Genomic DNA, 13,404 nt, shown 5'->3' with positions numbered 1-13,404 from the left:
TATGACAGAGGATAGAATCAGAGTATTACTGGCAAAACCCGGACTTGATGGGCACGATAGAGGTGTAAAAGTCATCGCTCGCGCCCTGCGAGATGCCGGAATGGAAGTCATCTACACGGGACTCCGGCAGACGCCCGAACAGGTCGTCAGCGCCTCGGTTCAAGAAGACGTTGACGCGATTGGTTTATCGATTCTTTCGGGCGCGCATATGACTTTGTTTCCGCGCGTGGTTGAACTGGCACGCGCGGCGGGGCTTGATGATGTGATTATTTTCGGTGGCGGGATTATTCCCGATGACGACATTCCGAAACTCAAAGAGCAGGGCGTTGCCGAAATTTTCACGCCGGGCGCGCGTATGGAAGAAATTATCGAATTCATCCGCAAACACGCGCGGCGTCACGGTTAAAAAGAGCGCGTCAATAATTGACGCGCTCAAGAAATTAAAACTCCAGCTATTCCTTCTTCAAATCGAGCAATTATTGAATGACCAGAGTAAAGCGATTTGAAACCTTGTTATCGGGATTCACGACATAAACCGTATAAGTTCCAACTTTGAGTTTGCCCTTGTCGGTTTGAATTTTATCGCTGGTAAAGGTTGCAAAGCGCTGCCGGTCATTGATGTAGAGCGCCCCTGATGGCGCAAAATTCTGACCGGTGACAATCACCTTTTTCTTCTTATAAATCACTTCACTAATTTCCGGAACCGGGGTTGCGGCTTGTACGGACAGATTGAACGAAGCTTGTGCGCTCCTGCCGGAAGTATCGCGCACCTGAACCGAGAAATTATAGGTTCCCACTTCAAAGGTCAGCCCATACAACGTGCCGTTTGAACTGAGTTGCAACCCCGAAGGTAAACGACCGCCGGTCAACTGCCAGGTTTGGGTGCCGCTGCCGCCGGTAGCATCGAGTTTGGTCGCATAAGGGAAATTGACGGTTGCCGGTAACAGGTCGGTGCCGGTCGTGATGTTGAGCGCCCCCCCCGTCGATCCGTACATAAACCGTATGCCTTGAATATCATCACCTAACAAACTGTTGCAACGATTATCGAAATGCGTAATCGGCCACATCGTCGCTATTTCATCGGTCGTATGACCAAGTCCCAGCGCGTGACCGAGTTCGTGCGTCAGCGTTTCTTGCAGGTCACAACGGTTCATCACATTGCACAACCCATAAGGGTTGAGCGACACCATGCCTTCAAGCGATTTGTAAAATGTCATCCCGTTGACGCTCTTGGATTGCGATGGCAGGTATTTGCTGATACCACCGACGCCTAAAATTCCTGAACACCCATCGCTTCTCGAAAATGAGCCGTCACAGTTATTAAAGACGACCGTGATGGAGCCGTTGACGCCTGCCTGGCAAGCGCTGGTTTCACCACCCAGGTGAAAGCGTAAAGTCGTGCCCTCCGTCCAGGCGCGAAGCGCTGCATCAACATCATCAACCACAATCGGCGAAGGTGCGCCATCCCGATTGACATAGTAAGCGATACTTTGTCCGCTATCCGGTTCAAACCAGCGCGGCGGTTGCGGCGGATTTAGCGTCACCCACATCGGAGAAATTTGTCCGCGTTGTCTGAGGCTGGCAAATTCCAGTGGTTCGGCAAGCATCGGCAGATCGCCGTAAGTTTCCTCCTCGAATTTCTCGGCTCGCGAAAAATTGCTTTCATATAAATTCCAGAGACGCGATTTGAAAGTATTAAGTTCGGCGCGTCGTGTACTGGCAGTATTGGCGCGGGTGAATAATTGCACATTTTCGCCCTGATCTCTGGTGACGAAAAATTGATTGGTAGAGGCGTCCTTTGTAATATCGAATTTGCCGAGAAACATCTGGTGAACGCGCAAAGCGCCGTCAGCCCAGCTATCGAGATAAACCAGAACTTTTTTGCCGACTTCAAATTTCGGCATACCAAAAATTAAGGTTCCCAGATCGCCATATTCACCGCCCGGTTGTTTTAAAACGACTTCGCTGGAAATATTTTTGCCTTTGATGACCTCTTCAACCTTCAGGCGAATGTATGAATAAACTCTATCGTTTTGTACTCCTGTTGAAATGTCTGATACTTCACCGATAACGATGGCGCGAGCACTGACTACCATTTCCAAATCGCTGGGTTCAATTGCAGTTGTGGCAGATGTGATTTGAGACAGGTACAGCGTGAGGCAAAGAGACAGCAAATACAGAAGTTTTAAGCTCCTATTTTTCATTGTTATTTCCTTTCAATGGCTTAAAACCTAATGCGGGGGGCATAAGACGCCAATCTCAAAGGGGCAAACCTCGTGCCACATTCAAAAAGAGAAAAAACCGCGTAAATAAATACATTACAAGCGCGATTTCCTAACCGATTAAGGGAAGCAAGGTGAAAAAATTACTTGGTTTCAAATGGAACTATGTAAAATTTGGTGTGTCTTCTGGTGTCAATATGACTGAAAAGTTTCTCAAAGTGAACTAAAAAATAACCTGTCGAGGGAAATTAATTTCGTCGTTTTTTAATCCAAAAAATTTTCACACCGGGGAATATTTTTAATTTGTTTTGGTATTCAATAGGTGCGTGATGTATCAGCCCGTGGCATTGAGAACCGCTGTTGCTTTGCCATTCCCGGAAGTAGGCGATTCGTATCTTCGGGTCAATGTATCATCCATTCGCAAAGACCAAGTTATTGAAATCAGGGAACCAAGATGGAAATCATAAATTTTGCGCAAAATGAATGTCTGAAAATAAAAAATAATCTGGATGCTTTTTTGAGCGGAGAATTGTCTGAATCACAAACTCAGGAAATCGCTCATCACCTGAAAACCTGTACGGATTGCAACCAGGAATTCAAAACCCGTGAGCGGATTAAACAGGCTTTGCGTCGGGCAGTCCAAAAAGATGAAGTCCCGGTCGCGTTGCAACAACGAATTCACCGTGAGTTGCAAAAACAATCACCGGATTCGTCCACGCCTTTAAAATTTCCAAGATGGGTTTTAGCGGTTGCCGCAACTGTGCTTTTGGGAGTGCTGAGCGTTGGCGTTTTGCAAACCATTCAAGCTTATAAAAAATCTCAAACCCTCGCCGCAGCGCGTTTGCAGGATGCGGCGGTTTTACAGGTTGGATTGAATAACCATATCCATTGTGCCATTGATAAGGATTTCGCTAACCGATATTTTTCTGAAGCCGAGATGGATACGAGACTGGGCGAATTCGCGGGTCTCGTTGCCTTGGTCAAAACCAAAATTCCTGCCGATTACCAAATCCTTGTCGGGCATCGTTGTAAATTCAATAATCGCTCGTTCGTGCATTTGATTTTAAAAAATCAGGATGAGGTGGTTTCGCTGGCGCTCACCCAAAAAGGCGACGAAGTATTTTCGGCAAATCAACAGGCAATCGTTGCGCAAATTTCGGGAATAGATTTGCATCAGGCGCGATTAAAGGAGTGTGAGGTCACAGGTTTCGCAAGCGGTGATTATCTCGCGTTTGTGGTTTCCAATTTAGAAGCCCGAAAAAATCTCGAAATGGCATCAAGCCTTGCGCCTGTGATTCAGGATTTTTTAAGCGCAATACCCTCTTAAGCGAAAAGTTTTAAGCGATTGCCGGAAAAATCAAAATGCGACCGAATAGGATCTTCTGTCGCATTCAACACAGTTTTTTTTAAGGATGTATGCCAGCAATGAGCAGTTCAATCATTCAGCGTTTTTACCTCAGAGTTATCGGTGTTGTAACCGTTCTTGGTCTGCAATTATTTTTTATTTCCTCTGCGAGTTTTGCTTCGCCAATTCCCAATCGAGATGAAAGCGCCGCTTCGGGAAAGAGTTTGGTTTACACCATGACCAATCCGAACGGCGATAATGCGATTGTGGCTTTTGAGCGCAATACGCAAACCGGTGAATTGACGTTTTTCGGAACCTATCCAACCGGTGGACGCGGCACCGGCAGTATCCTTGATTCACAAAGCCCCTTGATTGTCGACCCGAGCGGCGCTTTTCTAATTGCCATCAATCCCGCAAGCAATGACATCTCGGTAATGGCTATTCAACCGGATGGGTCACTGAGCCTTGTCGGACAACCTGTGCCTTCAAGAGGCATTGCCCCAGGGAGTCTCGCCATCAATCGTGATAGGCTTTATGTAGCTAATAAAGGCGATGCAACCACGCCGCCAAATTATGCGGGTTTTCGTTTGAACGTCGATGGCTCGCTTACCAATGTCAAACGTCCGTTTGAGTTGGCGATTGGTGATAACCCGACACAGATTTTGTTCAATCCGGCAGGCAATATGCTTATCGGTTTACGTCTGGGCGGTCGCGGGGTTGATTGTTTTCGCGTCAAACCCACCGGGCGCTTGCGATTGCTCAGACAACTCAACGAGCAAACCGGTCCCTTTGCCGGCGTCTTTAATCCGGCAAACGATTCGCAACTCATTGTTGGCGATGCCAGACTTCCGGGCGCGGTTTCTTACACGGTTTCAACCGGCGGCGACATTCGTCGCATCAGCGCCATTTCCAATGCACCTGAACGCGCTGCCTGTTGGATAGTCGCCAACAACACCGGCACGTTTTACTGGATTTCCAACACCGGAAGCGGCACGCTTTCACTTTTTTCACTGGCAGCCAATGGCGAATTGAATCTGCTCAGTTCCCATAACACCCTGGCGTTCGGACGGTTGCCATTTGAAATCGCGCTCGATAAAGACAACCGGTTTTTGTATGAATTGAATGTCGGCAACGGCGGCACCATTCACGCTTTGCGGCTCACCGCGAGCACCGCAAACGCCGGTCTGGAAGACATCGGCGCAGTTGCCGTAAATGGCGGCACCCCCGCCGGTCTGGTCATTGTCGAATAATCTCACACAGGATAGACCGCGGCGTTTTGGGGGGAAAGCGATAAACCCGCAGTCTATCCTGTCTCTTTTGTTGAAGAGCGTTTCCCGCCTTTTTCACTTGCCTTTGCCGTCTTTCGTTCATCATCATTCAATCAAGGTCGAAATTTTTATGCGACGGTTATCGTTCATCATCGCGCTCTGGTGTTTTGCCAATGTGAATGGATTGGCAAACCTGATTGCGAGCCAACAAAAGGAGCAAAGCAAAGTGCCTGAATATGAAGCGCGAGTTAATGCGCCGGATTTTCCGACGGAACTTGAATGGCTGAACACCGAACGCCCGCTATCGCTTAAAGCCTTGCGCGGTAAAATTGTGTTGCTGGATTTTTGGACCTATTGCTGCATCAACTGTATGCACATCATTCCCGATTTGAAAAAACTCGAAAACAAATATGAAAAAGAGTTGGTGGTCATCGGTGTGCATTCCGCAAAGTTCACAGGCGAACGCGACATTGACAACATTCGCCAGGCAATCTTGCGTTATGAAATTGAGCATCCGGTCGTCAACGATTTTGCGATGGAGGTGTGGCAACAGTATACGGTGCGCGCCTGGCCGACACTTATGCTCATCGACCCCGACGGCAAAGTTGTTGGTTATGCTTCGGGAGAAAATATCTACGACCCCTTCGATAAAGCCATCGCCAAATTGATTGATGAATTCGGCACAAAGGGAAAACTTGATCGCGCGCCGCTCAACTTGAAACTTGAAAAATCCAAAGCTCCAACTTCGATGCTGGCGTTTCCCGGTAAAGTGCTTGCCGATGAACGGTCACGACAACTCTTCATCGCCGATTCAAATCACAATCGCCTTGTGGTCGCGTCGCTTGATGATTACGCCATCAAAGAAGTGATTGGCGCGGGTTCGATGGGTCTTACTGACGGCGATTTTCAAACTGCCGAATTCAATCATCCGCAAGGCATGGCTTTTGATGGTCGTGTGCTTTATGTTGCCGATACCGAAAACCATGCAATTCGCAAAGTGGATTTTGAAAGGCGCACAGTGATGACCATTGCAGGCACCGGCAAACAATCGCGGCGCATTGATTTGATGGGCGGCATCGGCACAACGGTCGCGCTCAATTCGCCCTGGGATTTAACGCTGGTAAACGGCTTGCTCTATATCGCTATGGCGGGTCCACATCAACTCTGGGTACTCAATCCAAAAACCAACGGCGCGGTTCCCTTTGCCGGGTCGGGACGCGAAGACATCATTGACGGGTTGTTGAATGAAGCGGCACTCGCTCAACCTTCCGGGCTAACCACCGACGGCAAGCGATTGTATTTCGCCGACAGCGAAGTGAGCGCCGTTCGCGCCGCAGACCTTGACCTCAAGGGGCGCGTCGAAACCATCGTCGGCGAAGGTTTATTCGATTATGGCGATCAAGATGGCAGAGGAAAAAATGTTCGACTGCAACATCCGCTCGGCATCGCTTATCACAATGGCGTGTTGTATGTCGCGGACACTTACAACAACAAAATTAAAATGGTTTCGCCCGCCGATAAATCTTCGACCACCTTTTTAGGCACCGGCAAAGAAGGCTTGGAAGACGGCGCGAAAGCCACGTTTGATGAACCGGGTGGTGTCAGCCTGGCGTTTGGCAAACTCTATATTGCCGACACCAATAATCACGCCATTCGGGTTGCCGATTTAAAGAGCAGGAAAGTTACAACGGTTCAATTCAAGAACCTCGAAAAGCTGCGACCACCATCGGCAAAACCAAATAAATTCAGTGGCGAAATCATTGAACAACCCATGCAAACTGTCGATGTCGGAGAAGCAAATTTAATCATTCAACTCGAATTGCCTGCCGGGTATAAATTAAATCCCCAAGCGCCATCCTCGGTTGCCATCAGTTCATCGTCATCGGCTGTGGTCGAAGTGAATGGTGCACCGGAGAAAACTTTTCGCAATCCCCATTTTCCGATGCGTGTGCCGCTTAAAGTAAGCGACGGTGAAACCCTTATCCGAGTGCATCTGGTGGTCTACTACTGTGAAGCCGCAAGAGAGAGTTTGTGTTATTTCAAAGAGCTTCGTTTGCAGATTCCGGTTAAAGCCCAAAAAGGCGCAGGGAATCGTGTGATTACGACCACGGCTGCAATAAAATTTTAGCCGCTTTAACGAAGTTGATTTTGAAAGCAGGCATTGAATAGTCCAGCCTTTGAGCTTCGCTTTGTCGGGGTAGCATTTCATCTATTGGCAATTTGATTCCCCAAATTTTCACTCAAGCTATCCTTCATATTTTCATTTTGACTGAAATCATTCATAGCAAATTGACTGAATAAACCGAGGCGAATCTAAAGCTTTTTCTGAAGCGAGGCGCTTTAATTTTGTCTGACAGAAAGGTTAGCCGGTTCACAAGTGACTTCTGCCTTCATGGCATTTGATTTGTTTCATGAGTTTCGCCAAAAAGTTTCACCTCCCTCTTCGTTGAAAAACTATAGGAGTTTAGTGTAATGATAAACCGAGCGAATGTATGTGATGGCGTGATTTGGGAAGGGGATATTTACTAGCCTCCAATCAAGCCCCTAAAACCTTTCATTTGCAAGTGCGTTGAACCCGCCAGCGTTCAAGGCAACTTGTTCCTGCATTCTCCGTGATCTCAAGATGGAAAAATTAAGCGCAGATATTCAGCAATACAGCAAAAGCAGTTTGATTTGGCTGGTTTTACAAGCCATCGTGGCAACCGTGTTAATCATTGTGTCATTGACTAACCTGTTTGTGGTTTCTGCTGAATCTTTACTCTTTTTTATTGCTTTAGGACTATTACTGGCGATTGCTTCAACGCGCTTTGTCATTGAATTGCCGGGAACCAATTGTCACATTTCGTTGGTTGAGATTGTCACCTTTTTAGCAATTTTATCGCTCTCTCCTTCACATGCGATCATCCTCACCTTGATTGATGTATTTTTGGCGAGCCATCGCGCGACCTCCCGATCAAGTCTAATCATTTTTAATATATCGAATCACACCTTATCGGTTTTTGCCGCAGCGAAGACCTATGATTATGTCAGAACTTTTTTAAGCGAGTCTTTCAACCTGCCGAACACCAATGAGCGAATGCTGATCTTTGCGGTGCCGTTGATTTTGATGGCAATCGCTTATTATGTAGTCAATGCCGGAGATGTTGCTTTGATGTTTTATTTCCGCCACAAAACCAGTTTCAGGAAAACCATTTCGGAAACTTTGCCTTGGGAACTGGTCACTTTGATTGCAACGGCTACTGCGGTTGGCGTTGTCGAATACACCTACAGTAATTTCGGTATTGTGACCATGATGGTCACCATGTTTTTGGTCGCGCCGGTGCCGGTTATTATTTACTACGCCTTCAAAACCTATAAATCGAGCCTGATTGAAAAAGAGTACCATTACAAAGAGGTAACCAGCATTTATGATTCGATATTGGAAATGCTGGCAATGGCAATCGATGCCAAAGACGATGTCACGCACGACCATATTCAGCGGGTTAAGCTGTTTGCCCGTCGCATGGGAGAAAATATCGGCTTGTCAGTTCTGGAAATCGAAGCGTTAAAAGCCGGCGCTCTGCTTCACGACATCGGTAAAATCGGCGTACCGGCTTATATTTTGAATAAGCCCGGCAAACTCACCGAACATGAATTTGAGCAAATGAAGATGCACACCATCATCGGTGCCGATATGTTATCCAATGTCGATTTTCGTTATCCGGTGGTGCCGATTGTCCGCCATCATCACGAACGTTGGGATGGGCGTGGCTACCCGGACGGCTTGAAAGGTGAAGCCATACCGATTACCGCACGCATCCTGACTCTGGTGGATACCTATGATGCGTTGCGTTCCGATAGACCCTATCACAAAGCGATGAGCCGCGAAGATGCTTTGACTTATCTCAAACAAAATGCCGGTTCGATGTATGACCCCAGCCTTGTCGAAATTTTCTTAAACAGGGTTGATGAACTCGAAATGGAAGCCGCGTCGTTCGTGGCTTCGCAAACTGAAAGACGCGCTGAACAAAAGAGCGCCGCCTTAACCAATGCCAAACCGGCGAACGGACTGGCGCAGGAAGTCAAAATCGACCGCGCGGCTGCCGCTTTGCATTCGATTGCCGAAACCAATCAACGGGTTTCCGCGCTTTATGAATTGTCGCGCACCTTATCGAGTGTGCTTTCCGTCGAAGACACGGTAGCGATTTTAGCCAATCGGCTTTCCAAAATGATTCCCTTTACGACGTGCGCGATTGCCCTCTTTGATGCCACCCGTTCGGAATATGAAATCGTTCACGTCATCGGTCGCAATGCCGACCGCTTATCGAAAAAACGTCAACCTGCCGAAGCCGGAATCACCGGTTGGGTCATTACCAATCAAAAGCCCATGTATAACACCAATCCGCTGCTCGACTTTGGCTATCTCGACGCGCACGAAGCCAATAAATACAAAGGCGTGATGGTGTTTCCGCTTTGCAAAAATAATGATGCGCTCGGCGCTATCGCCATCTATTCGATGGAGATTGAAAGTTACAGCAGCGAGTTTATTCAGTTGATGGATTCCATATCGCAACCGGCATCGGATGCGGTTTTCAACGCTCTGATGTTTGAACAGGCGCAAAAAGCGGCTTCGATTGATTCGCAAACCGGACTGGCAAATACCCGCGGACTGGCGGCGCAGTTTGAACAGGCGCGCGTGCGTTGCCAACAGTTCAACACGCCGATGTCTTTACTGTTTGTCTCCTTAAATAATTTTGAAGAAGTCACCACCGGCGCGCTTGCCTCAACCAATCATCCGCTGGTTAATCTCGGCAAACTGATTAAACAACAATTGATGGAAAATGAGGTCGTAGCAAAATATTGGGATAATGCCTTAATTGCTTTACTGCCGCATCGCAGTCGCAAAGAGAGCGCAGAGATTTGCCAGAAAATCGAAAAAGTCGTTCAATCCGCCGATCATTTAAATTTGTCCGTCAGCATCGGTTCGGCAACCACCTCTTCAGGCAATCCGGAAAGCTTTGAAGAGATGTTGCAAGCCGCGCAAATGGATTGCATCGCCAATCGCACGAGCTTTGATTTCCTGACTGCCCGGTTGGGCAATATGATGCATACCGGCGATTTGAATTAACGGTTGAATGAAAAATTTTTGCGCCCCCTGCATTTCGCCCTATAGACAAGAAACCCTACCGAAACAAGCGGTCGAAAGCTTACTTACTGACCAATCCGATGGTGGCTAAGCCTTACTCAAGCGATTCACTTAACCTGCCAAACCGAAAACTCATTTTTTAATTTCGCGGATGCCAGCTTGCGCTGGGCGATAACCAGGTCATTTGCAAATTTTTGTCCGCATCATTGGCTAAATTTTAAAGGTTTGAACTCACAGTAATGAGTGTGCTAAAAATTTTATCTGCCCTAAAAAAATCAATGGAGTTTGGATGATGAAGTTTTTTCTGTTAGTCAGCTGTCTTTTCGCTATTTCCTTTAGTGCGGTTGCGCAGAATTCGACAGCCTCATCCAAACCGCGTCCGCCGAAAACCGACGACGAAGAGTTTGAACGAATCGAACAGGAAACCACTTTACCGCCTGAAATGCGCATTCGCATGGAACTTGAGCGCAGAAATAATGAATATCGAAAAGTCGTTGAAGACGCCCAGAAGTTGAATGATTTATCCGGCGATATTGCCAAACATTTTCAGGAACAGAAAACCCTGTCTTCGCAGGACATGAAAAATGTGAACGCGATTGAAAAGCTCGCCAAACGCATACTCAGTTTTGCCGGCGGTTCCGAAGAAAAAGATGACGCCCACAAGAACCTGTCATTGGAAGCAATGGTCAACCGACTGCTGGAAGTCTCTACGAAAATCAAGGACAGTTTAACCACAGAAACCCGTCACGTGATTTCGGCTACGGTAATTTATAATTCCAACGAAGCCATCAATCTCACACAATTCATTCGGAAGATGCAGAAGTAACTATGTTCAGAAAACCGGCGATGCACAAAATTTTTCTTGCCTTATGGATTCTCATCATCCTTTTTGCTCCACAACAACCCGCAGAACTTGAGGTATTGGCGCAAAACAAAAAATCAACTGCGACAAAAACGGAACCGCAACCGCCACAGGCGTCGCCCGAACCGCAGGATGAGTCTGTGCAGTTGCGTTCGGATTTGGTGGTCGTCAATGTGACGGTCATCAATGAGGCAGGCAAATATGCCCACGGGTTGAAGGTTAAAGATTTTCAGTTAAGCGAAGACAAAACCCTGCAAACCATCAATTCTTTCGACGCCGAGGAAGCGCCATTTGCCGCAGCCATTCTGGTGGATATGAGCGGCAGCATGGGTTACAAATTCAGTCTGGTTCGCGCCGCTGCTGCCTCTTTTGTTGAAAAAATCGGTGAAGACGATCAGGTGGCGGTTTTTGGATTTAATAATCAGGTCAAACTCATGCAGGAATTTTCCAATGTGCGCGACATCACCGAATACATCTGGGATGCCGAAGCCAAAGAGACCACCAAGCTTTATGATTGCCTGAATGAGGCGCTCGGTGCCTTGGCGGAAAGACCCGAACGACGGCGCGCCATTTTGTTGATTTCCGATGGCTATGATACCAGCAGTCAAAAAGCTTCGCTTGATTCAGTCATGAAAAAAGCTTTGCAACTGGGCGTAAACATCTATTGCGTCGATTTAATCGATGGCAGTGAAATCAATACCAGCGCCCGTAACAGCCTGGAACTCTTGCGCGGCAGAAACGAGATGAAACAGTTTGCTGAACAGTCCGGCGCACAATATATCAATTCGCCGAACGGCGATAATCTCGAAACCGCTTTTGCCAACATCATTGAAGAACTCCGCAATCAATACACCCTGACCTACTATTCGACTAACGACAAACGTGACGGCAAATGGCGAACCATCCAGGTCGCTTTGCTCAATGCGAAATTCAGCGTGCGGGCGCGACGCGGTTATTACGCCGCAAAAAAATGACTTTTTTTGATTTTAAAGACCTGGTCGAAAATGGTCAGTTCAGGTTAGGCTTGGGGAATATTTATTAAAACCAGGCGAATGGACTATTGACTTTTGTTTGAATAATTTTAGAATGCAGCATGTTTGAATAAAATATCCCGTAACCTTCATTAAGTAAATTTTCTAACCAGCCCCTTTGCATAGCGCCCATGACCTCCTTAAATTTAGAGGTGTAATTTGTCAGCCATTCGGGTTCAAAGTTATTTGCATAAAGGCATCGCCGCGGCGCAAGCCGGAGATGCGCAAACCGCGCGTCGCCTGCTCAGAAAAACCATTGCGCTTGCGCCAGAGGATGAGATGGCTTGGTTTTGGCTGGCATACGTCGCCGATTCTTCCGATGACAAAATCTTTCACTTGCGCCGCGTTCTCGAAATCAATCCACAGCAACAGGAAGCTCGCAGCGCGCTAAAAAAATTCTTATTTCAAAATGGCGTTGAATGCGCAAAAGCGATGAATTGCCTGCAAGCGCGCGCCTATCTGCTTGAAGCCGCGCAACTCGACGCCACGGATGAAATGGTTTGGATGTGGCTGGCTTCGGTTGCCGATAGCCAGGCGGAACGCGAGGCTTATATTGCAAAACTGCTTGAAGTCAATCCGCACAATCAAAAGGTGCAAGATTGGTTGGCAAAGTTACCGTCCAAACAAACACCGATAATTGATGAACCCGCAAGCTTGCCAAATACCGAAGGCACTCAAATCGCAGCGGAAAACCAGGCATTGGTTACGACGGAAGCGGCAATTGATGAAGCGTCATTAGCAGCGGCTACTTGTGTGCAAACCGATTCAAGCCTGACCGCACCCGGCAATCATCCGGTCATAGAAACTTCCGTAGCCGATAAATGGGTTTGTCCGTTTTGTTTTACCGAAGCCAAAAAACTGCCGCCAATTTGTGCAGGTTGTCAGGCGATGGTATCGCTTGCCGATATTGATTTGAATGCGTTAATCCTGAAAGCCGATAAACGATTATTACTGCGGGCAATCGAGCAATATGGCAATGAGGTAAATCTGGCGCAAAACCACACCGCGTTAATTAACTTGGGATTGGCATATTTAAATATGGGAATGCTGGAAGCGGCGACCAAATATTTCAAAATGGCATTGGCACTCGCAGTCAAAAACCCGACATTTCCTGACCCCCTGCAAAACCTGTTGGAAAATTTGAAGGTTTATTTCACGCAGAAAGCCAAGCTCAAGAATCAGGTTCAAAAGGTCGTGATGGTCGTTGACGACAGCGCCATCATGCGAAAACTATTAACCGTCATTTTCACGCGCCGCGGGCACCGCGTACTCACCGCCGCAAGCGGCATTGAAGCGTTGGCGAAACTGAAAGAAGAGATGCCCGATTTTATTTTGATGGATATTTTCATGCCCGGCATGGATGGTTACCAGCTCTGTAAATTAATTAAAAGCAATGCAGCGATGGATAGTATTCCTGTGGTGCTGATGAGCGGCAAAGATAATTTCTTTGATAAAGTGCGCGCCAGAGTTGCCGGAGCATCGGATTGGATTATGAAACCTTTTGAACCGCAGGCGCTTTTGGATATGATGCGCAAACACAGTTGATGAACA

Annotated in this window: 9 protein-coding genes; 8 read left to right on the top strand and 1 reads right to left on the bottom strand. The window is 47.4% G+C overall.

Going from position 1 to position 13,404, the window contains the following annotated elements; all coding sequences use genetic code 11:
- Position 1: 1 nt before the first annotated feature.
- The gene (locus AB1757_21185) at positions 2-406 is read left to right on the top strand and encodes a cobalamin B12-binding domain-containing protein (protein ID MEW6129568.1); all 405 of its coding nucleotides are present in this window, start codon (positions 2-4) and stop codon (positions 404-406) included.
- 70 nt (positions 407-476) lie between these two features.
- On the opposite strand, the gene AB1757_21180 is transcribed toward AB1757_21185, so the two are convergent.
- Complete coding sequence (locus tag AB1757_21180; GenBank protein MEW6129567.1) at positions 477-2,096, bottom strand: matrixin family metalloprotease; 1,620 nt, start codon at positions 2,094-2,096, stop codon at positions 477-479.
- Between the two features lie 580 nt (positions 2,097-2,676).
- Between AB1757_21180 and AB1757_21175 the strand changes: the two genes are divergently transcribed.
- From AB1757_21175 to AB1757_21145, 7 genes are all read left to right on the top strand, one after another.
- On the top strand, positions 2,677-3,549 hold the full coding sequence (locus AB1757_21175) for a zf-HC2 domain-containing protein (GenBank protein ID MEW6129566.1): 873 nt from the start codon (positions 2,677-2,679) through the stop codon (positions 3,547-3,549).
- Positions 3,550-3,647: 98 nt separating this feature from the next.
- Positions 3,648-4,817 carry a beta-propeller fold lactonase family protein gene (locus AB1757_21170; protein ID MEW6129565.1) on the top strand — a complete coding sequence of 390 codons (1,170 nt, stop codon included), beginning with the start codon at positions 3,648-3,650 and terminating at the stop codon, positions 4,815-4,817.
- A gap of 148 nt (positions 4,818-4,965) precedes the next feature.
- Entirely contained in the window at positions 4,966-6,963 is a 1,998-nt protein-coding gene (locus AB1757_21165) for a thioredoxin-like domain-containing protein (GenBank protein MEW6129564.1), read from the top strand.
- Between the two features lie 495 nt (positions 6,964-7,458).
- Positions 7,459-9,942 carry an HD domain-containing phosphohydrolase gene (locus tag AB1757_21160; protein MEW6129563.1) on the top strand — a complete coding sequence of 828 codons (2,484 nt, stop codon included), beginning with the start codon at positions 7,459-7,461 and terminating at the stop codon, positions 9,940-9,942.
- A gap of 307 nt (positions 9,943-10,249) precedes the next feature.
- Positions 10,250-10,786 (top strand): hypothetical protein, encoded by a 537-nt coding sequence (locus AB1757_21155; protein MEW6129562.1) that lies wholly within the window; start codon positions 10,250-10,252, stop codon positions 10,784-10,786.
- Between the two features lie 2 nt (positions 10,787-10,788).
- On the top strand, positions 10,789-11,796 hold the full coding sequence (locus AB1757_21150; GenBank protein ID MEW6129561.1) for a VWA domain-containing protein: 1,008 nt from the start codon (positions 10,789-10,791) through the stop codon (positions 11,794-11,796).
- Between the two features lie 216 nt (positions 11,797-12,012).
- Complete coding sequence (locus tag AB1757_21145) at positions 12,013-13,398, top strand: response regulator (GenBank protein ID MEW6129560.1); 1,386 nt, start codon at positions 12,013-12,015, stop codon at positions 13,396-13,398.
- Positions 13,399-13,404 lie beyond the last annotated feature (6 nt).

This window comes from Acidobacteriota bacterium, from assembly GCA_040754075.1.
Classification (GTDB): domain Bacteria; phylum Acidobacteriota; class Blastocatellia; order UBA7656; family UBA7656; genus JBFMDH01.
Note: the sequence above shows the minus strand (reverse complement) of the source record. Positions and strands in the feature narration are given on the sequence as shown.

Bases quoted from the DNA above. Each gene is read 5' to 3' on its own strand.
- AB1757_21185 (MEW6129568.1), top strand. From the start codon at position 2: ATGACAGAGGATAGAATCAGAGTATTACTGGCAAAACCCGGACTTGAT.
- AB1757_21150 (MEW6129561.1), top strand. From the start codon at position 10,789: ATGTTCAGAAAACCGGCGATGCACAAAATTTTTCTTGCCTTATGGATT.
- AB1757_21170 (MEW6129565.1), top strand. From the start codon at position 3,648: ATGAGCAGTTCAATCATTCAGCGTTTTTACCTCAGAGTTATCGGTGTT.
- AB1757_21180 (MEW6129567.1), bottom strand. From the start codon at position 2,096: ATGGTAGTCAGTGCTCGCGCCATCGTTATCGGTGAAGTATCAGACATT.
- AB1757_21155 (MEW6129562.1), top strand. From the start codon at position 10,250: ATGATGAAGTTTTTTCTGTTAGTCAGCTGTCTTTTCGCTATTTCCTTT.
- AB1757_21175 (MEW6129566.1), top strand. From the start codon at position 2,677: ATGGAAATCATAAATTTTGCGCAAAATGAATGTCTGAAAATAAAAAAT.
- AB1757_21160 (MEW6129563.1), top strand. From the start codon at position 7,459: ATGGAAAAATTAAGCGCAGATATTCAGCAATACAGCAAAAGCAGTTTG.
- AB1757_21165 (MEW6129564.1), top strand. From the start codon at position 4,966: ATGCGACGGTTATCGTTCATCATCGCGCTCTGGTGTTTTGCCAATGTG.